Source organism: Rhodococcus sp. P1Y (assembly GCF_003641205.1).
Lineage (GTDB): Bacteria > Actinomycetota > Actinomycetes > Mycobacteriales > Mycobacteriaceae > Rhodococcoides.
This window is the reverse complement of the sequence record NZ_CP032762.1, coordinates 3,748,047-3,768,810: the sequence shown is the minus strand read 5'-3', so window position 1 is coordinate 3,768,810 and position 20,764 is coordinate 3,748,047. Positions and strand designations below refer to the sequence as shown.

Sequence of the window (20,764 nt, the reverse complement as noted above, 5' to 3'; positions counted from 1 at the left end):
CAACGATGTTGCCAGCATCAATCGAAGCGCTGCAACCACTCTCGCAACCATGGCAAGATCTCGGTGAGGTCCTGCGCGATAATAGCTGTGGATGCAGCATCTTGCGCCGCCGCGTCGGCGTTCAGGGCAAGCGATGCCGGGACTGCCTGAAAGAGTGGGATGTCTGATCGGCTGTCACCGACCGCGCAGCATCCGCCGACGGGTACCCCCATCTTTCCCGCGAACCGAAGCGCACGATCGCGCTTGTCGAACTCGTCGAAGTGTTCGGCTACGGTGCCGTCGTAGACGGATCCATCGAAGCCGACTCTAGGCCCGCCGTTTGCGGTGAAGCCGTGTCTTTCTGCGATCCACCTGCTCACGGGCAACCACGCAAGTGAGGCGAGCACCGGTTCTACGTCGTTATCCCTGCACCACGACACCACAGTGTCGATACCCTCGATGAGCGGCAAGCTTTCGAGCCATTGGTCGATGGACATAGCACTGACGCCGCGCCAACCGAGCGCATCGATTTCGCTGACCTGCTGGTTGGTCAATTCACCCTGCGCGTAGAGCGTTTCAGCACGGTCCAATTCGGGTTGGTGACCCAACCTGGCCGCAAGGAAGCTACTGCTCGAGCCAGACGGGACAAGCGTCCCGTCGATATCGAAGAACACAATGCCCTTGGGTTTCACCACCGCAGAGTAACCCGACTGCGATGCGGACTCACTCGTACGACTGCCGGGCGTCAGACGACAGCGGCATCAGGATCGTCCGTAGCTTCGCCGAAAAGTTGGCGTGCGTAGAGCGCCGAAGCGAACGCGGCGACCACCCCGATCGCGGTTGCGTATCCGTAGGCGGCGTCGGCGATCGTCCACGACTGCCGAAGCAGAGCGTGGAAGCCGATGACAAGACCCGCTGCGCCGCTACCTGTGACGGCAGCCAACCACACCGTCCGCGATGCGAACGACGCCGTCGGACGCAGTACACGAACGACACCGCGCACTAGTACCGCTGCCATGACCGCGGCCCCACCGAAAATCAGGGAACACATTCCAACGATGGCTGGGACGACGACAATTATCCAAGCTATCGATTCGACAGGACCCGGCCAATACCTGAATCCGTCACGAGCAAGGGCGAACCCGCCCAAGCCAATCAACGTGACTGCCGATGAGAGGGCGGGCCACAGGAAAGCTTGCGCCCGCCAACTCAGCCCAACGGTCCGCGCGCTGTCGACCTTCACACCGGACAGTGTAGAACTGACGCGACTCCTCGAGCTGCCTCGGGCGTATTCCACGACCGACGGAAACTTCTAGCGAGAAGGCCACTCGCCGCCGTTTACGGCGAAGGTTTGGGCGGTGATCTGGCGGGCACGGTTCGAGGCCAAGAATTCCACCATGTCGGCTATGTCGTCAGGTGCCCCAGCGCGTTTTGTCATTGCCGATGCTGCAAGACCGTCCTTCGCCTCGTGTGTGAGAACGTCTCGAAAGAACTCGGTGTCGGCAATGTAACCGGTTGCAACGACATTGGCGGTGATCGATCGCGCGCCGATCCGCCGCGCAAGGTCGATGTTCCACGAAGCAATTGCGGCCTTCGCTGCGCCGTACAGGCCCGACCCCTTGTCTGCTGCAATCGAGCCGATGGTCACTATGGCGCCGCCGTCGTTCATTGCCGGAAGCAGGCTTGTGGTCATCAGCACTGCGGTAATCACATTCGACTCGAAATTCGCTCTCCATGAGTCTGCAACGCTGCTGAGCGAACTCGTCGGCGCTCGGTCGAAGTCGGTATTGCCACCGGCATTGTTGACCAGTATGTCGACCGGCCCGACTTCGTCTGCGAATGCACTCACGGCATCCGGGTCTGATGCGTCGACCTGTGCCGCAACGACGTTGCCGGCGATGTCGGCTGAGGCGCGCTCGAGTACGGAGTGCCGCCGACCTGTAATCAACACCCGGGCACCCTTTTCCGCGAACCGGGTCGCAACAGCGCGTCCGATGCCGGTGCCGCCTCCGGTCACCACGACTGTTCGTGTCATGTCGATCTCCTTGACGTTGTAGGCTTTGTTTAGGCCTAAACGATGCTACACAACGTCCAAGAGATGGAGCGACGGATGCCCGACCTCGACCCAGGCGACCCCATAGACGCGATCGCTATTGCGTGGACCCGTGAACGCCCGAACACTCCGGTCGACTCGATTCCCATCGTGACTCGAATTGCCCACGTCGCCAAGCTATTCGGTGACGACAGAACACGGTTGCTGAGGCAGTCCGGTACCGACTCCGCGACCCTGGACCTGCTCTCGACTCTTCGACGCAGTGGTCCTCCGTACCGGCTTGGAACACGTGAGCTTGCCAGTACGGCGCTCATCACCGCCGGCGCAATCACCCAACGCGTCGATAGGGCGCAGCAGCAGGGCTTGGTCACTCGGAATCCCCGTGCGGATGGATCGCGGCAGGTCGACGTCGAACTGACCGAATCAGGCCATCGAACCGTTGAACGCCTCGTAGACGAGGTCCTCGGCCGCGAGGCCGAACTGCTCGCCAACCTCACGGGTAGAGAAAAGCAGCAACTACAACTGTTATTGGGGCGTCTGCTCGAGGGATTGCACGATGCGCTGGGTAGTGATCGGCGACCGCCGCACGTGGGTAGATGATCGTGTCCGCGCGCCCGGGGTTCCCTCAGTGATTCATCGTCATCGATTGCGCATTGCTTGTCGATTCAGCACGTCGACTTCGCAACCCGGCGCAGCGGGATCGAACCCATGCTCGACCAGCCAGCGCACGCCCCTCAAACTGCGCAACGACCACCACGCGCGGACGACGTCGAGGTCGACGTCATCGCCGTAACCTTCGACGACGTCCACGAGATGCTCCGGGTGGCCTAGGGTCATCGTTGCGAGGTCGTACAAGGGATCACCTTGCGCTGCTTCGGACCAGTCGATAACACCGCACACGTCATCACCGGAGACGAACACATGCGACGCCTGGAGATCACCGTGCGTGAAGACAGGCGTCCACGACCGGAGCGCAACCTCGGCAATTGTGCGGTTCGCTGCAATCACTCCGGTCTCGACTATTCCGCTCTCTGTCAGCCATGCACATTCGCGGTCGAGCTCCGAGGCGATGTCGTCGAGACTGCGTCCTGGCCACGGCGGCAACGGTGCGTCATGCAGCGTCCGAACGGACGCACCCGCCGCGGCCCACGCCGCCGACGACGTTGTCGACGGTCTTCCGAGGCGGGCGAGCGCTCGTCCCGGTAGCGCAGCCAGCGCGAGCACGGGAGGCTTGCGCCACAGAACCTGCGGCGTTGGCACGGGGGCTCGAAGCATTGCTTCGACTTCGATATCCGTATTCGACTGATCGGAGTCGATCTTGAGGAAAATCTCGCCGACGCGCAGCGTGGCACGATCACCATGCGCAACTACAACCTCGACGTCGGTCACCACGCCAGCGTGTCATTGCCAACACGAACTTTTCCGAAGAACCGTTTGTCGACGTCTGACCCATCGTGGTTGTAGCTGTTCATGACTGTGGCCAGTTCGTCGGCGAGGGCTCGAAGCGCGGGGGACACCGTTGCAACTCCGTACTCGTGCACCCAGCCCCACTCCTGCGGCACCGAACTCAAAGTAATGACGATTTCGCTGCCGAACCGAGTGTCGACGTCGAACAGAATCTCCGCGGGTGCGTTGCCAACAAGGTCTTCTATCGCGAGGTCGCCCGCCGCGGCGTTGGTCGAGAAGACAGTTCTTGCGAGAACGATGTCCTGACGGATCATCTCGGCGATTCGAGTGAGGCCGGCGTGACGGCCAGCCCGTGCATGGCGCGTGCCGTAGCTGCGATCGGTACACGACAGAGGTGACCGCGATTTCGCGAGGATGCGATCAAGCATGCGCTGCGCGGCTGCGCGCTCGCTTGTGCCCGTACGTGGGTGATCGATGAGAGTTCGAAGCCGCGACATTCTGAGCGCTCGATTGCTGACCACCCGCGGAGCATATCTCGGCGCCACAAGTTCCGCCCGCGATAGCCGGCGACCGCCATGATATCTTCCCTGAGTGGTGACGATCCAAATGTGCACAGCAGCGCCGACGACTCGGCGCGTTTCACCACTGAACTAAACCCTCAGCGACCACCGAGATCTCCTCGTCTCGGTGCTGCGCATCTACGGGTCGGTCTCTGTCGCCTCAGCGAATCAGGACCGTCATGCTCCCTTTCCAGTCCTCGTCGCCTAGACGTGTTGCTCATCCGTTGGTCAACAAGCACTTTCGGTCGCTCTGGTGCAGCGGTCTCCTGTTGTCAGTGTCTTCGCAGATGTCGACGTTCGCCGCAGTGCTGATCATCTGGGAGCTGACGTCGAGTGCGTTGTGGGTGGGCCTACTGGGCCTTGCCCGCCTGCTCCCGATCGTGCTCTTCGCCGGCGCCGGGGGAGTGCTGGCGGACCGTGTCGACCGTCGGACGGTCGTGATCGCCGGCGCCGTCGGCCACGTCGTCGCCGCAGCATCCATGACTTTCGCTGTATACGACGGCACCTCCGCCGCATTGGTTTTGGCGACATCGGCTGTGCAGGCCGCGTCGGCTTCCCTCGGTGCGCCGGCACGCAAGGCGTTCGTTTTCACGTTGCTTGGCCGTGATCAGCTGGGCGCTGGGCTCGCGCTGACTCTGGCATCCTACTACGTCGGAGTGGTGCTCGGCCCCCTCGCCGGTGGAGTGACGGCGACGTCGAATGCCGGTCCGCTCTGGTCGTGTGCCGTCGCGACCGTTCTGGCCGTTATCGCAGCGACGGCGGCTGCGCGGATTCCGAAGGAGCAGAAGTCAGGCTCGGGTGGGGCTGGGCATCACACAGGTGGTCTCGCTCCGGGGCTTCGTTACGCGTGGCGAACACGGATACTGCGATCGGCGCTCCTACTGGATCTCAATGCCACTGTCCTGGCGATGCCAACCGCACTGTTTCCATCGTTCAATTCCGACCGACTGGGAGGTAGCCCTGTGACGTTGAGTCTGCTGTATTCGGCTCTCGCCGTGGGCGGCTTGGTGGCAAGCCTCTCGTCGAGGTACTTCGCAGCGGTGAACAGACTCGGTGCGCTGATGTTTGCGGCAGCCGCGCTGTGGTCGATCGCGCTGGGAGCCTTTGCTGTCAGCACGCACATCGCGGTGGCGGCGAGTGCGCTGTTGGTCGCGGGTGCCGCCGACACGGTGTGCGTGGTCGTGCGAGGAATGATCGTTCAGAGCACGGTCGATGGTTCGCTGCGGGGGCGCGTCAGCGCGGTCGACCACATCGTGGACATCGCGGGACCGGAATTGGGTAACGTCCGCGCCGGCAGCGTTGCGCAGCTGACGAATTCGACGTTCGGGCTGACTCTCGGTCCGGCGAGTTCGTTGATCGGTGTCGTCATCCTCGCCTGCATGTCGCGGGAACTGCGAGATTACACCGTCACCGGCACTCTCGACAGAGACCATAAGCGGCCGTAGTTAGTCCGCGCAGAGCGGTTCAGTCATCAACCACTACACCAGGTCACCGGGTTGGCTCACTGGTGTTCGGCATTTGTTTCGAGGGTGGTGAAACGCGCCCTGGCTCGGTCGCTCCTGCGAACGGTGACGTCGGCCGTGGCTATGCGGTTACAGGGACGAGGTCGCGAACGTCAGGAATACCGTAAAGAGTGCGACGCCGCCGAGTGCGGCGCCGATAACAGCCTCACGGCCATTGCTTGCAGTGCCATCGACGTCCCGACCGAGTCCTACCCATCCGGCTACTACCGCGACCACTCCCGCGGGGACTGCGATGAAGTCTCCGACGAACGGAATGAATGCACAGACCACTGCGACGATGCCGGCGATCAACGCGGCGTTCCCGACGCCATCCCGGTACAGGAAGCGGGAGGGCGGCTTCCTGGCCATTGTGTCTCCCTTGTGCGTTGGTAGGAGGGCGGCGTCCTACAGTCACGTCATATTAGGACGTTACTCCCGTCTGACGTGCGGAGAGAATTTTCACTAGCGCGGTAGAACGCACCGAAGGCCGCACTCTCGAAAGTTGAGGGTGCGGCCTTTGATCGATTGTCGGTCTGGTCAGCCGAGCAGACTCTGCATGGTGTCGATCTCCTGCTGCTGGGTGTCGACGATCGTACGGGCCATCTGCTGAGCGTCAGGATTGGAACCGTCGGCGATCTCGATGTTCGCCATCGCGATGGCACCGGTGTGGTGGGCGATCATCATCGTCAGCCACTGTCGGTCGAACTCGGGCCCCGACGCCACCATCAGCGCGTCCATGTCCTGCTGGGTCATCATGCCGCTGTCGGCGCTGTGATCCATTCCGCTCATCTTGCCCATGTCGGCCGACGGTGCGGGCTGGCCCCAGTCGGCGAGCCACGCCGTCAATCGATCCATCTCCGGTTGCTGTGCAGCTTCGATCGCCGACGCCAACTTCAGCACCTCCGGGTTATCGGTGCGGCCGTTCGCCATCGCGGCCATCTCGACGGCCTGCGCATGGTGCGGGTACATCATCTGCGCGAACATCACATCGGCATCGTTTAGCTCCGCCGCCGCGCTCTCAGACTCCGACGTTGAAGGAGAGGACGAGTCCATGGAAGGTCCGTCCATCGATGAATCGGTCGAGTCGTTGCTGCAGCCGGCGACGACGAGCGCGCTCATGGCGGCGGCAGCGAGCGACAGCATTAGTTTGGTACGCATGGAATACTCCTTGCAAGAGAACTGATTTCAGGGAAATAGATGTGTTTCGATCCGCCGGTGCGCATGCTTGCTCACCGGGCTCCCTGTCACACTCGCAAGGTCACCGATCTGTCCAACTCCCACAGCGTCCACGGCGGCGCACGACCGCGGGCTGAATCGGTGTGACTACCGATTCCGGAAGCTGTCGTCGGCGCGAGGTCGATGTCGAAGCTCAACGTTGGGACCGTCAGCGCAGGCCACGACACTGTGGTGCCCGCACAGGGATGCATCATCTGATGCGCCGAAGGGCAGTCATGTTTGCCGAACGCCACCGGAACCGCACTCTCGACAGCGGACGTCGGCGACATCGAGGCATGGCCACCGCTCATCGACGAGGGCATCGGGCCAGCCATCGGCGTGGTCGGTGTCACTGAGTGCATCAACAGCACCCCGAACATCGTCAGTACGATCAGCAATCCGGTCGCCGAGGCTGCGCCCCGCCGACGGCATCGGACCTGCAATCGCATGTTGTCGACAGTATCAGATATACCCCCCGGGGGTAATATGGTCGAATTCCCTCTTTGCGATCGCTGGGGGTGCGACTACACAGTTGCTGCGGTCGGACAGCTGATCGCGCAACAAAATTGGAGTCCTACTCTGAAACAGGGGGGGCAGATCGATGATCACACTGGCGGCAGCTACCGGTATTGCCCTGGTCGAGTTGGGACTTGCTGTCACGCCCGGGCCGAACATGTTTTATCTCGTCTCCGCAGTATGAGCCAAGGGTGGCGCGCCGGCTTGATGTCCCTCGCTGGCACCGCCGCCGGTTTCGTTGTCCCTAGCGACTCCTTCGGCAAACTTTTCCGCATGGGGCTTGTGACCAACCTTCTCCCCGCTGTTCCCAACTAGCCTACACATGCCTCAAGCCATCCGGCGTCGCCATGAAGAGATGACGCAGACGTAAATCACTGGGAGAAAACAGGATTCAATTTATCGGCCAGCTCAGCTGCGTCTTTGGGGGATTAGTCGGGGAATGGGGAGGTGCTGAAGATGGGCCAGCAGATTTCCGTGCTGGTGAATGTTGTTGGATTTGATGCCGTGCTGCCGATGTAGTGTTCGCGGATCGGTCCTTGATGGCTGATCAAATGTTCGTTTGTGTATGTACCCAGGGTCGCGTAGCTGCGGTCGATGCCCTTGTGCCCGCCGGCGTGGGTGAGGACCGCAAATTGGGCCTGCGGTAAGACCTGTGCCCGGACGCCATCCGGGTGATCCGCTGACGGCGGAGCTGCGACGAAAAGAGTGGCCTCGCCCCGCGATTCGAGGAAGAGTGCCCGGTCGTACAGGCCGCCCGGCACGACCTCGGAGTCCACGCTTGTCGCCGCTGCAACTGCATCTCGCAACGTGCTGACCGTCACCGCGAACCAGCTGTCGATCTCGTCGACCTCGATAGTGGCGCCGATGGACCACACGGGGAGCGCAGGCTCGAGGCGCAGCTCGATCTCGGCCGGGGCGCGTACGGGGGAGAGTAGTTCGCGTAGCGCACCGACAGTGTCGCGAGTGTGCTGCAGCTGTACTTCCATCTGTTCGAGATGAGTCGTGAGGATCCCGGTGCGGGCAGTGGCGTCTTCTGTACTCAGCAGTGCCTTGATGTCCGGGATGGACATGCCGAGCGATCGGAATCGACGGATGATGTGTGCGTGATCGACCTGGCTGGTGTCGTAGAAGCGGTAACCGGTGTGCGCGTCGACGAGGGTTGGTTCGAGAATCCCGATCTCGTGATAGTGCCGTAGCGCTTTTCTGCTGAGACTGGTCATCACTGCAAAGTCACCGATCGAGACCTGTGCGCCCATGGCGTCCTCCTGTGCGTTGCGCCGTCCGCGCAGTTTGCGGAAAGCCCATTGTGAGCTTTCCCCCTAGGACAAGGTCAACCGTAGCGGGACCGAGTGTCGGGCAGGGACATCAATGTTCCGATCCGGTGTTGACATTCCCCTTAGGGAAAGCATCACCGTGGTGTCATGACCACAGAATGGGATGGACTCCCGGACAACGTAAAGAAGTTCATGACTGCACTCGACGCCCGAGAAGGCGCTCCAGCGCTCGCCGTGTTCACCACAGATGCCGTCGTGACCGATGAGGGCCACGACCACTCGGGCCGTGGTGAGATCGCGGCCTGGCTGACCGACTCGGTCAGCGAGAGTGAGTACACCTACACAACCGAGTTCACCGGAGCGATCACGACCGGCACGACCGTCGACGTCACGCAGCACCTGGAAGGCAATTTCCCCGGGGGAGTCGTCGACCTGCACTACCGCTTCACTCTGGACGGCGCGCTGATCAATCGGCTGGTGATCGAGCCATGAGCAAGCGATGGTTCATCACCGGTGGCACACCCGGAGGCTTCGGCATCGCGTACGCCGAGGTGGCGCTGGATGCGGGGGACCGCGTAGTACTCACTGCCCGGCGTCCAGGGGAACTGGCGTCGTGGGCCGATCAGTACGGTGACCGTGTTCTCGTCGTGCCGATGGATGTCACCGACGCAGCACAGGTACTGCAGGCGGTGCGAACAGCCGAAGAGCGTTTCGGTGGTATCGACGTGCTGGTCAACAACGCCGGCCGCGGCTGGTACGGATCAATCGAGGGAATGAGCGAAGCCTCGATACGGGCGATGTTCGAGTTGAATTTCTTTGCCGTACTGTCTGTCACGCGCGCAGTGCTGCCAGGTATGCGCACCCGCGGAAGCGGGTGGATCGTGAATGTGTCCTCAGTGGCTGGGCTTCTGGCGGCGGTCGGATTCGGCTACTACAGCGCCACGAAATACGCGATCGAGGCCGTCACCGACGCGCTGCGGCAGGAGGTCGCCGGGCAAGGCGTCTCCGTCTTGGCGGTCGAACCAGGGGCTTTCCGCACCAACGCTTACGCCGGATTCGCCGACGAGCCCGTCGCGGAGGCGATTCCGGAGTACCACGACATGTTGGAACAGGTCCGTGCCGCTTTTGTCGACATGAACGGGGTGCAGCCGGGCGATCCGCATCGCGGTGCCCGTGCGGTGATCGCAGCGATGGCGCAGGACCCGCCGCCGCGCCGGCTGATCCTGGGCAACAGCGGGTACGACGCCGTGATCGACGCGCTGGAACACAACCTTTGCGATATCCGGTCGAACGAAACGTTAACTCGTAGCGCGGATTTCCCCGCCTAACCGTGCTCGCCGGAACAAATTCGATACTTATTATCCGGTGCGCTGGCTAACCGATCCAACTGTGGTGACGGCCAGGTCGCTTTCAACGACCTGGCCGTCACCACGCCCAGCAACAGTGCTTGTCGCCCGCGGGTCAGCGTCCCACTCAGTCGGCGACCAACTGCGTCGACTCGAAGTACCTACCGCGGCCACGCTCACGTTGCCTGCCGATAACGTAGCGACCCGGGGCGATTCCGGTGGCTCCGTGTTCGGGGTGGATCAGGTAAGCGGTCACCGTGTTGTCGAGAATTCCGAGCGCCAGACGCCGCGAATCGCTCACCGGTGTCGACCACGTGCATCGACCGCCGTCGGCTACGAGGCTGTGCGGATTCCCGCCCGCTGCGCTGCGAAGCAACTCGATTCCGGACAGGGGCACGTCGTCTATCCGCGTCCACACTCCGGTGGAAACGACGCCTTCGAGCAGCGCATACGGAACGACGATGAGGTCGCCTTGGGCTTGCATGCCGTCGATGATCGGCACCGAGATCTCCTTGTCGAGATAGTCGAAAACATCGAGGCCGGTCATTGTTGTCAATGCGGACAGGGTCATGTTCTGGTTCATCTGAGTCACCTTGTGTGAGAGTAGGTTCAGGTACGGCGGAGCAATTGGGCGTAGTTCTCTCCGCTGAGGCCGTAGGTCCGGCCTGCGGCGTCGAGGGCCGAGGAGAATTCACCTGGAACGTACAGGCCATAGCGTCTGCGCCGGCCGTCGCGTTCGCGAGACCCGTTGACAGCGAGAAGAACTCGACCTTCGCCACCCCAGCCGGCGGGTGTGGCGAACAGCTGCAGGGTGCAGCCGTCGTTGCCTGGGTCGTCGGCGTTGTCGACCAGGGCGAGTCCTGCAGCGTCGATGTAGTTGTCCCACCCGATGCGTTCGATTGCGGAGCGACGGATCTCGACGTTGCGTTCGACAGTAATGCGTTCGATACTCGGGTCGAGCACCACCCAATCCGGCACAATTGTGCCGTTAAGGACGTATACCGCACTGCCATCGGCGAATTGGATCGCCGGTTCGTCATGATGGTGCAGCCGTCGTTCACCGTGTACTCGATCGGGAATGGGTTCGGAGTACAGCTGGGTTGGTCGTTCGGACATAACGCAGACGTCGTCGAACGCCCACCACCATCCCGTCGATTCGGTCAGGTCGACTAGCGAGTCGAGCAGTTCGTTGTCCTGTGGTTGGAAGGTTGCGAGGCCGAGGCTGCGGTAGATGTCGTAGTACGCGATGCGGTGTGCTTCTTGCTGGCCGTACCAGGGAATTCCGCCGACGAGGGCCGGCATCAGTGTCTTGATGGCGGCTGCAACGCCGTCGAACAGGCTGGTGTGCAATGAGTCCCATACCGTCGATCGAATGATCGGGTTGAGTCCGATGCCCTCTCGGACCGAGGTTTCGGGTGGCTGATTTCGTACTGCAGCCGCTATGCGGCCTTGGGCTGCTCTCAGCGCCCGAGACTGGATCGTCATCGGCCAGCGCGGTGGTGGCCGTTCGCTCACCGGCACCCGGATGCGTGCGTCCATTCGAGAGCGTGAAATGGAGAGCAGTGTTGCGATGCGAGCCGATGCACAGGTCGGGCCCTCGACGGCAAAGGTAACAGCGGAAGCCAGCTTGTCCCTGGCGATGCGGGCCGCTGCAGCTGCCGGAGACAATTCCCATGCGAAGCGAGGAACGGGGAGGTCGGCATATCGATACAGCTGTGCCACAGCAGATTCGGCAGAGTATCGATCCGATGGTCCGGCGCGCATCCCGTGACCGAGGTAGCTGTCACGCATGGATACAACACTGCGGACGAGATCTGAATGGGGGCCTTCGATTAACGTCCCGTGCGACGAAGAAGTCGGGGGGACCTGCACGGCGCTCACGCGATGGAGGCTGTGTCAGCCTTTCCGGTAGTCATGAGAACAGCCTGACACAAATGTTCCGTTGCCGCCAGTGGTGCGCTTGCCAATTCTGAGTGGGCTATTGAATTCTGGCGGTGGGCGTCTCGGGCATCAGTGGCTGACGGGGGAGCAGCTAGCACTGGCACCACGACGTTGGCCGGGGCACGCTGGTGGGGGCCGCACCCCGTCTGCGTAAGTCAGGCTATTTTTCAGAAGCGTGGTTCGCCGCGCAGCACGGTGGTAAGGGTGACTATGCGCAAGCTGGTCATTACCCAGAACATCACCATCGACGGCGTCATCGAAGCGACAGACGACTGGTTCACCCAGGCGGGCGTTGACCCGGAGCTCGACACGGTGCTCGCGGCTCAGCGCGATGCCTCGGACGGCTTCCTGGTGCCATCACGGCGGTTGCACGTGTTGGAGAGCCAAGTCCTTCCGTCCGGAGTGGTCTTGATGCGGTACGGAGTCGGGTACCGGCCGATTCGCACGGAGCTAGCGGAATACTGGATGCGATCGTGCAAAACGCTTAACGCAACTTTGAGTTGACATAATGTAGATTATCGGCAAAACAGGGAGCTGCGGCGATGGGCGCACGACGGTATGCGGGCCGTCTGAACCGCATGTTCGCGCGATACGGCGTAGTCGGTGTTCAGTTGGCCAATTGCTCGACCCCATCGGCTCCCGCCGTTCGGTCTCACCCCGATGCCGCGGTAGCCGTCCGGGCGTTTGGTCGCACCGCGAGGCCGCAGCAATCGTCCGTGCTGACACAGCGCTGCTAGATGCCTTGGAGTGATTTGCGTGCGCCCGTTGCGGTCCTCACCGACGACAACACGTGAGCCACCGTTGATACGTCACGTGACGTATCAACGGTGGCTCAGCTCCTAACTGAAGGACCGAGATCTGTACCGCTGCGATAGGCACGAGGCAGGACGAACCAGAAGGCAACAAGCAAAAGTGTCACCGCCACAGCAGCCGGTAATGCGGCACTGACCCCCAGGACGATCTCGAACGTCAAGGCAACAGCTCCGGTCAGTGTGACACCCAGCATGACCAGTCCACCGATCGCGAGCCTGTTTCCGACTCGCACCAGCACACCGATGGCCCGCTGTCTGAACAGAAGTCGGTGCATTCCCACGGGCGCGACGAGCAGGATTGTCGCGAAGATCGATGCCGATACCGTCAGGAGGTACACAATGTGGCCGGCGGCCGACAGATCGTCGAACCGGGCTTGGAACGGCAAGGTGAGTAGGAAGCCAGTCAGTAATTGAACACCGGTTTGGACCACTCTGAGCTCTTGTAGCAGTGCCAGCCAATTCCGGTCGAGCTGCTGAGTCGGAGTTTCGTTGCGTGCCTTGCCGTTCCATTCGAGGTGGCCTGGGTCCTCGTCTGCCGTCATCAGTCCAGACTAGTCGGCTCCCACCGTCAGAGTTCGAATTCGACCGGGTCGATCCCCACTGCGAAACATGCGTTCCGCACAGCGGTCTTCTCGTGGTCGTCGAAGTTTCCGTCGGCGCCGCCGATGATGATGCCGATCTGGATGACGGCGCGCGCCTGGTCGGGCTTGCCCTTCAGCTTCCCGATCGTGGCGGTTGCTTCGACCTTGCCGAAGTCGAAATCGCCGGCCAGCTTGTCGCAGTACCAATCGAACTTCTGCCGAAGCTCTTCTGCGGGAAATACTTTGAGGGCTTCATTGCTGGAGATCAAGGCTGCCGTCTTCTGACGCTCGGCCGGATCGATGGTCCCGTCGGCTGCGGCGATGAGCGCACACATCGCCATGCTGCCGTTGGCGAACTCCTTGTTCTTGAACTGTACGGTCTTGGTTTGCAGTTGTCCGTTGAGTTCGGCGGCCTTCGCCTTGAGCTGGTCCCAGAAAGCCATGAGATTCCTTTGCGTCGCGTGCCGTGGACCGCACTGTTCGCGCAGTCGAACCCATTGTGCACGTGGGCCGACCGGTATGCCCGAATCCGCTGCTAGAGCAGGGTCTGGGAAGCTCGCCATCCGGCGAGAATGCGGTGTATCTCCTCGGCTCCGAAGATTGTGTTCTGCGGAACATGCAAGTTCACGGGGTGCAACAGGAACGGCGCCGACTGTGGACCGCCCAGACCGCCGTGCGAGCCCACCTGTTCCTCGAACGCAGCAACCTCGTCGGTCTCCGGCCAGTAGGTGCCGTTGATCATCAGATCGGGAACATTGTCGAACTGATCCGTCCGTCGAATCGTGTCGAGTGCGCGGTCACCGAACGCAGCGAGAGGATCTTCCCCCGCCACTGAACCGTCTGCTAGGCATACACTTCCGCGTGCACCGAGGATCACCGACGGACCATTCTCGGTTGCGACCAGAACGAATCCGATACCCGCGTGGTCCACCAAAGCCTGGAGTAGGCCCGGGTGCGCTGTTTCGATCCACTCCCGTGTTGCACGGCCCTCACACCGGGTGAAGCTGACAAGGCCGACGTTCCCCGACGCGAGAACAACCACCTTGTCCGGCCGGGTTGTTTCTTGGCTCGCTTTGGTAATGCCCACACTCGCCGCGGCATAGGCACCGCCCTCTGGTCCCCCACCGTGCATCGGCTCGAACGTGGAGTGGGCCGGCAAGTCGGCACATGCACGCCGCACGAAGGACTCGAGGGTCTCGCCGAACCGACTAGAGAACGTGGCGCCTTGGCTCTGGCCGTGATCGGACAGCAGAACGAGATCGTAGGGACGGTCGCTGCTTTGCGTAACCGCATGGATCATCGCCACCTCGGCGTCGAGCTTTCCGAGCACCGCCAGAGTCTCTGGGCGCTCGATGCCCGAATGATGCGCCACCTCGTCGTACCCGACGAGATCGGCATAGATGATCGACCTTCCCCTCACGATGTCGCCGATGACCGCCGCGACCACAACATCGGTTTCCACCACGGTGGTGAACGCACGTACGAGCGGATAGATACCGCCGCGTGGTACCCGAGGCTCGACCCCGTGCCGTTTCGACGAGATGCTCTGTCGTAGTTCACGTACCACTTCGGCCACGAGCCGCACTGTGGTGCGAACAGCGTTGGCAGGGTCGATGAAGTACCCGGCGTAGCCCGCTCCCCCACCTCCTAGTCGTGCTCCACGCATCCGGCTGACGACAAGGACATTGTCATCGGTCCCCCCGGTGAACAGGTTGCCGCGGCTCGCTCCGTCGGTGGCCAACAACCCTCGCAGGTGGGCGCGCTCCTCTTCCCGCTCGACGTTGCACGCCGGGTCGCTGAACACCGCAACGGTCCCTGTCGCCTTGTCGTACCAACGGAACGCCGGCACATTGTGGTTGGAGCCGTGCAGGATTCCCAGCTGACTGGCGCCGGTCTGACTACTCCAGTCGGTACGCCACGAAACCAGCGAATGGCTGTTCGACGAGACCAATCCCGCCATCGTCGGAACCACACCCGAGGACATCGCCCTACGCAGTACGTCGTGGCCCAGGCCGTCGATCTGGATACATACGAGTCCGCGAGAGGCATTGCGAGCGTGCCCGGAAGGACGTGAACGTCGATGCCTACGCACGACCATCGTTCGGTAGGTGTTGTCGCGCCGTGCGGCGATCGCGCCGGACACGATGGACGTGGTGGCCGAAAGCACGAGCGCAAGAATCGTCGTGTCGACAGGACCGTCGAAGTGCGCGACCGGCGCAATTGTGACGCTCAGCAGCATCACAGCACCGCTCACCACGAACACCGTAAGAAACAGCAGAGCAGGGCCTACCCACATCATCGCGCGCATGAACAACGGCCACAGAATCGCATTGAGTGCGCCGAAGACAACGGCAAGAACAAGTGCGCTGGGAAACGTCCCTAGAAATCCGGCGCTGTCGATGCGGTCGAGGTGAAACCCTGGCATCAGCACATCGGCGACGATCAGCACGACTGTGGAGACAATGGTCAGAACGGCGTATTCGATGCCCAACCGCCACACCATGGTCTCTCCCCAAAGTCCGACAGGGTCTGCTCGATGTCTGGAATCGTAGACCTCATGGCCGACGGCCGAGTGAAACACGATGGAGTAGAACAGGGCAGCGTGGCCTGGTGGGGGCACGCGACGGTCGCGGTCGCCCTGAACCGAACAACGGTGCTGACCGACCCGGTGTTGACGAACCGTGTGGGCCACCTCGTCCGACGGCGGGGCGAACGCCCTCCCGCTTCCGTGCTCGCGCCCGATGCTGTTCTGCTCTCGCACCTTCATGCCGACCACACTCATCTACCGTCGCTGAGGCTGCTCGCGAGGTCGGTACCGATTGTCCTTCCGCTCGGTGCGCCTCGGCGCTTGCCCGCCCTCAGACGACTGGGCTGTCCCCTGATCGAGCTGACCGTCGGTGACAGCGTCGAGATCGGCAATCTACGGGTGAGCGCTGTCCCCGCCGAACACGACGGTCGTCGTTGGCGCCACGGTGCTCGTGATGTCGAGGCGCTCGGCTACACGATCGAAGGTTCTACCCTCGTGTACTTCGCAGGCGACACCGCGTTGTTCGACGCCATGTCGGAGTGGGTGCCGACCTGCGAGCTAGCGCTTCTGCCCGTGGGCGGGTGGGGCCCGAGTCTGGGCAGCGGTCACATGGACCCCCGCTCCGCGGCGACCGCCGCATCGGCCGTGCAGGCTCGCATGTCGATTCCGATCCATTACGGAACGTTCTGGCCTGCCGGTCTTGCCCGGGTGCGTCCACACTTGTTCCGCGATCCGGGAGAGAGCTTCGCGGCCGAAGCAACACTGCTCGGAAGATCCACCGTCGTGCTGGATCCGGGCGGAACGTGGCCACTGCCGCGGTGACGGCGTCAGCGCAGTCGCTCGGCGTCCTTGGCACGGCTGATCAGCTCGGCGCACAGACGGACCAGCTCATCTGTGGCTGCGCCCTCGGACACCGCCGTCGCGACGTCCTCGGCTGCACACCTGACCTCGAATGTTCGGTCGATCAGTGCGGATGCTTCGTCGGCGGAGAGCACGACGGCGTCCTCCGGGATGGATGTGCCCTTGACTGCGCTTCGGTGTTCGTACGCCCGCTGCCTGCATGATTGCCTGCAGTAGCGCCTGCGCCTACCCATTCCGGAATCTGCCACCTCACGTCCACACCATGCGCACGCGTGGACTCGACGCGACTTCCCTGACATGGTCTCGAGCCTACGGGTGGGTGACGGTAGAATCGTCTCTGCGTGTGCGCGGATCCATCCGTGTCGTCGATTCGGGTCGGGAACGATTCGCACCGGTGAAGCGTTGATGACTTGTACGACAGAGGGAGAGGACCACACAATGGCAGATCGCGTACTTAGAGGGAGCCGTCTCGGCGCCGTGAGCTACGAGACCGACCGCGACCACGACCTCGCACCACGCCGCGTCGCGCGTTACCGCTGCGACAACGGTGAGGAGTTCGACGTTCCGTTCGCGGACGACGCTGAGATTCCGGGAACGTGGCAGTGCCGCAACGGCCTGGAGGGGTCCCTGCTGGAGGGTACTGCGCCCGAGGCGAAGAAGGTCAAGCCACCGCGTACCCACTGGGACATGCTGCTCGAGCGTCGCTCCGTGGAGGAGCTCGAGGAATTGCTGAAGGAGCGTATGGATCTGCTCAAGGTCAAGCGCCGCGGGGCCTGATTCGGCAGTACATCGCTGACTGCACCGGGTGAATGCAAAACATTCGCCCGGTGCAATTTTTTGTTTGCTTTTGCGAACTCGAGTTTGTTTCCATTCCGAGACGGTCAAATTCGAGCAAACGGTGATTGATTCGTCATTGTCAGGATGAAGATTCTTCGGCTCGGTGCGATTATTGTGGATCAAGTTCGTTTACGCGTCGCGGGTAACAACCACGAGTGAAATCACGATTACAACTCGTGCGCGTGACGAAACATCGGAAGCGATATTCGACTGTGGAACGAGGGGGCAACTACACGTGACCGAAGAGCCCGATACCCAACTCACCTCGTTGCGAGCCGAGCTAGACGCCATCGATGCACGTCTGCTGGAGAACATCCGAGATCGAATCGAAGTCTGCTCCAGGGTGGCACTTGTGAAACGCGAGTACGACATTCCGATGATGCAGCCCGATCGTGTCGGTGTAGTCCAAGAGCGTGCGCGCGACTTCGCGCGCACACACGCAATGTCCGAGGACTTTCTCGTCGGGGTGTACGAGTTGTTGATCGGCGAGGCGTGCCGAGTCGAAGATCTCATCATCGATGCGGGTACCTCTGTCGGCGAACGCGGCAGGTGATCTTGCGATGACGGTGCGCACACTGCTGATCGACAACTACGACTCGTTCACTTACAACCTCTACAGCTTGTTGTCAGAGGTGAACGGGGTCGAACCCGTAGTGGTGCGCAACGACGTCGAATGGGGATCGATCGATCTCGCTGCATTCGACAACATCGTCGTATCGCCCGGTCCAGGTCGCCCGAGTACCCCTCACGATCTGGGAATCAGCGCGCGAGCAATCACGGAGACCGATCTACCGATTCTCGGCGTGTGCCTGGGCCACCAGGCGATGTGCCATCTCCTCGGTGGTGAGGTCGACCTAGCCCCGATCCCGATGCACGGGCGCATCTCGGACATCTCGCACGACGCAACGGATCTGTTCGCGGGAATCCCATCTCCGTACTCAGTGGTTCGATACCACTCGTTGACGGCTGTCGAGCTGCCCGACGAGTTGGAAGCGTGCGCGTGGACCGAGGACGGCATCGTCATGGCTGTGCGTCACCGAACCCGACCGATGTGGGGCGTGCAGTTCCACCCTGAATCGATCAGCACCGAGTACGGACGCGAACTCCTGGCCAACTTCCGTGACTTGACGCGCGCCGCGCAACATTCGTTCGTCGCCCCGGCGAGGTCGACGTACTCGCTCGAAACCCTTTGCATCGAGGGAACATTCGACACCGAGCAGGTGTTCACCGCCCTGTTCGCTTCCGGTGCGAACAGTTTCTGGCTCGACGGAAGTTCGGCTGTGGAGGCCGGCTCCCGATTCACCATCATGGGCGACTGTTCCGGCCCGCTGGCGGAGTACATCACGTACCGGGTGGCCGAGAGACGCGTCCATGTAGAGCGAGCCGACGGATCAGCGGAGTCCGTGGATTCGACCTTCTTCGAATACATCGACCGACAGCTGAAGACACGTGCGGTTCCGCCTCGACACGATCTGCCGTTTGCTTTCGCTCTCGGCTACATCGGGTATCTGGGTTACGAATTGAAGGCCGACGTCGGAGGTCAGCTCGTCCACACTGCCGCCACTCCCGATGCGGCTATGGTGTTTGCCGACCGCGCTCTGGTTTTCGATCACGAAGCGCAGACGTGTTATGCGATGGCCCTCGTTCTCGAGCACGGGGACCCGGTGACCGCCGCGTGGTTCGACTCGGTTGCAGCATCGATCGGCGCTTTGGTGGACACCCCCACTGCGTCACGTCGTCAGCCGACCCCCTTGCTTGCCCCGGCGTTCGAGGCGGATCTACAACTGCGCCACGTCCGCGAGAAGTATCTCGGATTGATCGAGCAGTGCCTCGCAGAGATTCGGTCGGGTGAAACGTACGAGGTGTGTCTGACCAACGTCGCGTCGTTCCCCGGGCCCATCGACGCGTTGGAGACGTACACCTATCTGCGAGAGATCAACCCGACTCCGTACAGTGCGTTCCTCGGATTCACCGACGTGTCGATTTCGAGCGCATCACCCGAACGTTTTCTCAAGATCGACGCGGACCGAGTGGTGGAGTCGAAGCCGATCAAGGGCACGCGTCCCCGCGGCGGCACGCCGGAGGAAGACGAACTTCTCAAGGCCGATCTCGTCGGCAACGAGAAGGACAAGGCCGAGAACCTGATGATTGTGGATCTGGTACGCAACGACCTGGCCCGCGTCTGTGTACCAGGGTCGGTCCACGTACCGAAGTTGTTCGACATCGAGACCTACGCGCCGGTCCACCAGTTGGTATCCACAGTCCGCGGACGTCTGCGTGACGACGCCTCCGCTGTCGACTGCATCAGTGCGGCTTTCCCCGGCGGATCTATGACGGGTGCACCGAAGATCAGGACGATGGCAATCATCGACAAGCTGGAAGACGGGCCACGCGGTGTGTATTCCGGTGCGGTGGGCTATTTCTCACTGACAGGGACTGCCGACTTCTCGATTGTGATCCGCACGATCGTGTCGACCGAGCACGAGGTGACGTTCGGTGTGGGCGGCGCGATCGTCGCCCTGTCCGATCCCGAAGAAGAATTTCAGGAAACGATGGTGAAAGCAGTCTCGATGCGTCGCGCGCTCGCCGGGTCTACGCAAAACAAAGCCCGGCGGGACGTCTGAGGTTCCGCCGGGCTTCGTTTCCTGACAGCTAGGGAGTTGCGAAGTACTCGAACACTGCCGGCTGAACGTTCGGATTTGCGTTGACCGTTCCGATGATCGTGCCTGCAACGACGCCGATCGCGGTGCCGATGATGCAGCCTGCGATGAAGTTCGGGAAGATCGACACACAACCGATGGCAAAGCCAAGTCCGGCTCCGACTGCAGTGCCGATTGCACCACCGTTGGTGTATCCGATCACGATCTGATTAATTGCATTGTCGAGCGCAGCCTGCTTGCTGACAGGGCCTGCGACCTGATTCACCAGCGCGGCGGCGGGCTGCGGGGTGAGCAGCAATTGCCTCTCCCCCACAATGGCGGGCGCGATGGAATAGGTTGCGCCGTTCACCGAATACGTCAGTGGCAGGCTCGCCAAAACGGTTCCGGAACTGCCGACGACGTCGACCGTGTCGGAATCTGCATCGACGCGAAACGCGCCTGCATCGAGCACGGTGCTGACTGCACCTTCCGGTGTGACCGAGGTTTCGTAACCGATCGACTCCGTAGGATCAGCATTTGCCGTTCCCCCACCCAAGGCAATGGTCACCGAAGTGGCCGCCAGCAGGGTCACTGCCGCTGTCGCCACTGACTTCATTCTTTTCACACGCATCCCCAGACCGTTGTCGGATGAACTATTACACTTCTTCGCCCAAATGATATTCCCACAATGCCGATTTCAGTGCACAAAGGCGC

At 61.9% G+C, this 20,764-nt stretch carries 25 protein-coding genes; 9 read left to right on the top strand and 16 right to left on the bottom strand.

Features of this window, described 5'->3' with window-relative positions:
- Positions 1–17 precede the first annotated feature (17 nt).
- From D8W71_RS17365 to D8W71_RS17355, 3 genes are all read right to left on the bottom strand, one after another.
- Complete coding sequence (locus D8W71_RS17365; RefSeq protein ID WP_121119443.1) at positions 18–671, bottom strand: HAD family hydrolase; 654 nt, start codon at positions 669–671, stop codon at positions 18–20.
- Between the two features lie 53 nt (positions 672–724).
- Entirely contained in the window at positions 725–1,222 is a 498-nt protein-coding gene (locus D8W71_RS17360; RefSeq protein WP_121115091.1) for a hypothetical protein, read from the bottom strand.
- Positions 1,223–1,291: 69 nt separating this feature from the next.
- A complete protein-coding gene (locus D8W71_RS17355; protein ID WP_121115089.1) occupies positions 1,292–2,014 on the bottom strand; it encodes an SDR family NAD(P)-dependent oxidoreductase in 723 nt (240 codons plus the stop codon).
- A 75-nt stretch (positions 2,015–2,089) separates the two neighbouring features.
- Here D8W71_RS17355 and D8W71_RS17350 point away from each other — a divergent pair, with 75 nt between their 5' ends.
- Positions 2,090–2,632: a MarR family winged helix-turn-helix transcriptional regulator gene (locus D8W71_RS17350; protein WP_121119441.1), complete on the top strand. Its 543-nt coding sequence runs from the start codon at positions 2,090–2,092 to the stop codon at positions 2,630–2,632.
- Between the two features lie 39 nt (positions 2,633–2,671).
- Here D8W71_RS17350 and D8W71_RS17345 read toward each other — a convergent pair whose 3' ends face one another.
- Complete coding sequence (locus D8W71_RS17345) at positions 2,672–3,421, bottom strand: phosphotransferase family protein (RefSeq protein WP_121119437.1); 750 nt, start codon at positions 3,419–3,421, stop codon at positions 2,672–2,674.
- Positions 3,418–3,960: a hypothetical protein gene (locus D8W71_RS17340; RefSeq protein WP_236077483.1), complete on the bottom strand. Its 543-nt coding sequence runs from the start codon at positions 3,958–3,960 to the stop codon at positions 3,418–3,420. The genes D8W71_RS17345 and D8W71_RS17340 overlap by 4 nt, the downstream gene beginning before the upstream one ends.
- A 218-nt stretch (positions 3,961–4,178) precedes the next feature.
- Here D8W71_RS17340 and D8W71_RS17335 point away from each other — a divergent pair, with 218 nt between their 5' ends.
- Positions 4,179–5,444, top strand: a complete 1,266-nt coding sequence (locus tag D8W71_RS17335; RefSeq protein ID WP_121115087.1) for an MFS transporter — start codon at positions 4,179–4,181, stop codon at positions 5,442–5,444.
- A gap of 147 nt (positions 5,445–5,591) precedes the next feature.
- On the opposite strand, the gene D8W71_RS17330 is transcribed toward D8W71_RS17335, so the two are convergent.
- The 4 genes from D8W71_RS17330 to D8W71_RS17310 form a co-directional block, all read right to left on the bottom strand.
- Positions 5,592–5,870 carry a hypothetical protein gene (locus tag D8W71_RS17330; protein WP_121115085.1) on the bottom strand — a complete coding sequence of 93 codons (279 nt, stop codon included), beginning with the start codon at positions 5,868–5,870 and terminating at the stop codon, positions 5,592–5,594.
- 168 nt (positions 5,871–6,038) lie between these two features.
- A complete protein-coding gene (locus D8W71_RS17325) occupies positions 6,039–6,659 on the bottom strand; it encodes a DUF305 domain-containing protein (RefSeq protein ID WP_121115084.1) in 621 nt (206 codons plus the stop codon).
- Between the two features lie 86 nt (positions 6,660–6,745).
- Positions 6,746–7,165, bottom strand: coding sequence for a DUF6153 family protein (locus D8W71_RS17320; RefSeq protein WP_121115082.1), 420 nt, complete (start codon positions 7,163–7,165; stop codon positions 6,746–6,748).
- Positions 7,166–7,660: 495 nt separating this feature from the next.
- Positions 7,661–8,488 carry a MerR family transcriptional regulator gene (locus D8W71_RS17310; RefSeq protein WP_121115080.1) on the bottom strand — a complete coding sequence of 276 codons (828 nt, stop codon included), beginning with the start codon at positions 8,486–8,488 and terminating at the stop codon, positions 7,661–7,663.
- Between the two features lie 165 nt (positions 8,489–8,653).
- On the opposite strand from D8W71_RS17310, the gene D8W71_RS17305 reads away from it, so the two are divergent.
- Both D8W71_RS17305 and D8W71_RS17300 read left to right on the top strand, forming a co-directional pair.
- Positions 8,654–8,998 carry a nuclear transport factor 2 family protein gene (locus D8W71_RS17305; protein ID WP_236077481.1) on the top strand — a complete coding sequence of 115 codons (345 nt, stop codon included), beginning with the start codon at positions 8,654–8,656 and terminating at the stop codon, positions 8,996–8,998.
- Entirely contained in the window at positions 8,995–9,834 is an 840-nt protein-coding gene (locus D8W71_RS17300; RefSeq protein WP_121115078.1) for an SDR family NAD(P)-dependent oxidoreductase, read from the top strand. Before D8W71_RS17305 ends, D8W71_RS17300 begins: the two co-directional genes overlap by 4 nt.
- Before the next feature lie 145 nt (positions 9,835–9,979).
- On the opposite strand, the gene D8W71_RS17295 is transcribed toward D8W71_RS17300, so the two are convergent.
- Together D8W71_RS17295 and D8W71_RS17290 are read right to left on the bottom strand one after the other, a co-directional pair.
- Positions 9,980–10,435, bottom strand: coding sequence for a hypothetical protein (locus tag D8W71_RS17295; protein ID WP_121115076.1), 456 nt, complete (start codon positions 10,433–10,435; stop codon positions 9,980–9,982).
- 26 nt (positions 10,436–10,461) lie between these two features.
- On the bottom strand, positions 10,462–11,643 hold the full coding sequence (locus tag D8W71_RS17290) for a DUF6745 domain-containing protein (RefSeq protein WP_236077480.1): 1,182 nt from the start codon (positions 11,641–11,643) through the stop codon (positions 10,462–10,464).
- A 360-nt stretch (positions 11,644–12,003) separates the two neighbouring features.
- Between D8W71_RS17290 and D8W71_RS28010 the strand changes: the two genes are divergently transcribed.
- The gene (locus D8W71_RS28010; RefSeq protein ID WP_236077479.1) at positions 12,004–12,297 is read left to right on the top strand and encodes a hypothetical protein; all 294 of its coding nucleotides are present in this window, start codon (positions 12,004–12,006) and stop codon (positions 12,295–12,297) included.
- A 328-nt stretch (positions 12,298–12,625) separates the two neighbouring features.
- On the opposite strand, the gene D8W71_RS17280 is transcribed toward D8W71_RS28010, so the two are convergent.
- From D8W71_RS17280 to D8W71_RS17270, 3 genes are all read right to left on the bottom strand, one after another.
- On the bottom strand, positions 12,626–13,147 hold the full coding sequence (locus D8W71_RS17280; protein WP_121115074.1) for a DUF6328 family protein: 522 nt from the start codon (positions 13,145–13,147) through the stop codon (positions 12,626–12,628).
- A gap of 26 nt (positions 13,148–13,173) precedes the next feature.
- Positions 13,174–13,629, bottom strand: coding sequence for a tellurite resistance TerB family protein (locus D8W71_RS17275; RefSeq protein ID WP_121115072.1), 456 nt, complete (start codon positions 13,627–13,629; stop codon positions 13,174–13,176).
- Positions 13,630–13,721: 92 nt separating this feature from the next.
- Entirely contained in the window at positions 13,722–15,689 is a 1,968-nt protein-coding gene (locus D8W71_RS17270; protein WP_121115070.1) for a phage holin family protein, read from the bottom strand.
- 33 nt (positions 15,690–15,722) lie between these two features.
- Here D8W71_RS17270 and D8W71_RS17265 point away from each other — a divergent pair, with 33 nt between their 5' ends.
- Positions 15,723–16,535 (top strand): MBL fold metallo-hydrolase, encoded by an 813-nt coding sequence (locus D8W71_RS17265; protein WP_236077478.1) that lies wholly within the window; start codon positions 15,723–15,725, stop codon positions 16,533–16,535.
- A gap of 5 nt (positions 16,536–16,540) precedes the next feature.
- Here the strand turns inward: D8W71_RS17265 and D8W71_RS17260 are convergent, their stop codons facing one another.
- Positions 16,541–16,873, bottom strand: coding sequence for a hypothetical protein (locus D8W71_RS17260; RefSeq protein WP_121119430.1), 333 nt, complete (start codon positions 16,871–16,873; stop codon positions 16,541–16,543).
- A gap of 139 nt (positions 16,874–17,012) precedes the next feature.
- Between D8W71_RS17260 and D8W71_RS17255 the strand changes: the two genes are divergently transcribed.
- From D8W71_RS17255 to pabB, 3 genes are all read left to right on the top strand, one after another.
- The gene (locus D8W71_RS17255; protein WP_068378296.1) at positions 17,013–17,351 is read left to right on the top strand and encodes an RNA polymerase-binding protein RbpA; all 339 of its coding nucleotides are present in this window, start codon (positions 17,013–17,015) and stop codon (positions 17,349–17,351) included.
- Between the two features lie 295 nt (positions 17,352–17,646).
- The gene (locus tag D8W71_RS17250; RefSeq protein ID WP_121115066.1) at positions 17,647–17,964 is read left to right on the top strand and encodes a chorismate mutase; all 318 of its coding nucleotides are present in this window, start codon (positions 17,647–17,649) and stop codon (positions 17,962–17,964) included.
- Between the two features lie 7 nt (positions 17,965–17,971).
- The gene (gene pabB, locus D8W71_RS17245; RefSeq protein ID WP_121119428.1) at positions 17,972–20,035 is read left to right on the top strand and encodes an aminodeoxychorismate synthase component I; all 2,064 of its coding nucleotides are present in this window, start codon (positions 17,972–17,974) and stop codon (positions 20,033–20,035) included.
- A gap of 28 nt (positions 20,036–20,063) precedes the next feature.
- Here the strand turns inward: pabB and D8W71_RS17240 are convergent, their stop codons facing one another.
- A complete protein-coding gene (locus tag D8W71_RS17240) occupies positions 20,064–20,666 on the bottom strand; it encodes a hypothetical protein (RefSeq protein WP_236077477.1) in 603 nt (200 codons plus the stop codon).
- Between the last annotated feature and the right edge of the window lie 98 nt (positions 20,667–20,764).

Coding starts and splice junctions, on each gene's coding strand:
- D8W71_RS17355 (WP_121115089.1), bottom strand. CDS start 2,014: ATGACACGAACAGTCGTGGTGACCGGAGGCGGCACCGGCATCGGACGC.
- D8W71_RS17350 (WP_121119441.1), top strand. CDS start 2,090: ATGCCCGACCTCGACCCAGGCGACCCCATAGACGCGATCGCTATTGCG.
- D8W71_RS17335 (WP_121115087.1), top strand. CDS start 4,179: ATGCTCCCTTTCCAGTCCTCGTCGCCTAGACGTGTTGCTCATCCGTTG.
- D8W71_RS17330 (WP_121115085.1), bottom strand. CDS start 5,870: ATGGCCAGGAAGCCGCCCTCCCGCTTCCTGTACCGGGATGGCGTCGGG.
- D8W71_RS17325 (WP_121115084.1), bottom strand. CDS start 6,659: ATGCGTACCAAACTAATGCTGTCGCTCGCTGCCGCCGCCATGAGCGCG.
- D8W71_RS17320 (WP_121115082.1), bottom strand. CDS start 7,165: ATGCGATTGCAGGTCCGATGCCGTCGGCGGGGCGCAGCCTCGGCGACC.
- D8W71_RS17310 (WP_121115080.1), bottom strand. CDS start 8,488: ATGGGCGCACAGGTCTCGATCGGTGACTTTGCAGTGATGACCAGTCTC.
- D8W71_RS17305 (WP_236077481.1), top strand. CDS start 8,654: ATGACCACAGAATGGGATGGACTCCCGGACAACGTAAAGAAGTTCATG.
- D8W71_RS17300 (WP_121115078.1), top strand. CDS start 8,995: ATGAGCAAGCGATGGTTCATCACCGGTGGCACACCCGGAGGCTTCGGC.
- D8W71_RS17295 (WP_121115076.1), bottom strand. CDS start 10,435: ATGAACCAGAACATGACCCTGTCCGCATTGACAACAATGACCGGCCTC.
- D8W71_RS17290 (WP_236077480.1), bottom strand. CDS start 11,643: ATGCGTGACAGCTACCTCGGTCACGGGATGCGCGCCGGACCATCGGAT.
- D8W71_RS28010 (WP_236077479.1), top strand. CDS start 12,004: ATGCGCAAGCTGGTCATTACCCAGAACATCACCATCGACGGCGTCATC.
- D8W71_RS17280 (WP_121115074.1), bottom strand. CDS start 13,147: ATGACGGCAGACGAGGACCCAGGCCACCTCGAATGGAACGGCAAGGCA.
- D8W71_RS17275 (WP_121115072.1), bottom strand. CDS start 13,629: ATGGCTTTCTGGGACCAGCTCAAGGCGAAGGCCGCCGAACTCAACGGA.
- D8W71_RS17270 (WP_121115070.1), bottom strand. CDS start 15,689: ATGGTGTGGCGGTTGGGCATCGAATACGCCGTTCTGACCATTGTCTCC.
- D8W71_RS17265 (WP_236077478.1), top strand. CDS start 15,723: ATGTCTGGAATCGTAGACCTCATGGCCGACGGCCGAGTGAAACACGAT.
- D8W71_RS17260 (WP_121119430.1), bottom strand. CDS start 16,873: ATGTCAGGGAAGTCGCGTCGAGTCCACGCGTGCGCATGGTGTGGACGT.
- D8W71_RS17255 (WP_068378296.1), top strand. CDS start 17,013: ATGGCAGATCGCGTACTTAGAGGGAGCCGTCTCGGCGCCGTGAGCTAC.
- pabB (WP_121119428.1), top strand. CDS start 17,972: ATGACGGTGCGCACACTGCTGATCGACAACTACGACTCGTTCACTTAC.
- D8W71_RS17240 (WP_236077477.1), bottom strand. CDS start 20,666: ATGAAGTCAGTGGCGACAGCGGCAGTGACCCTGCTGGCGGCCACTTCG.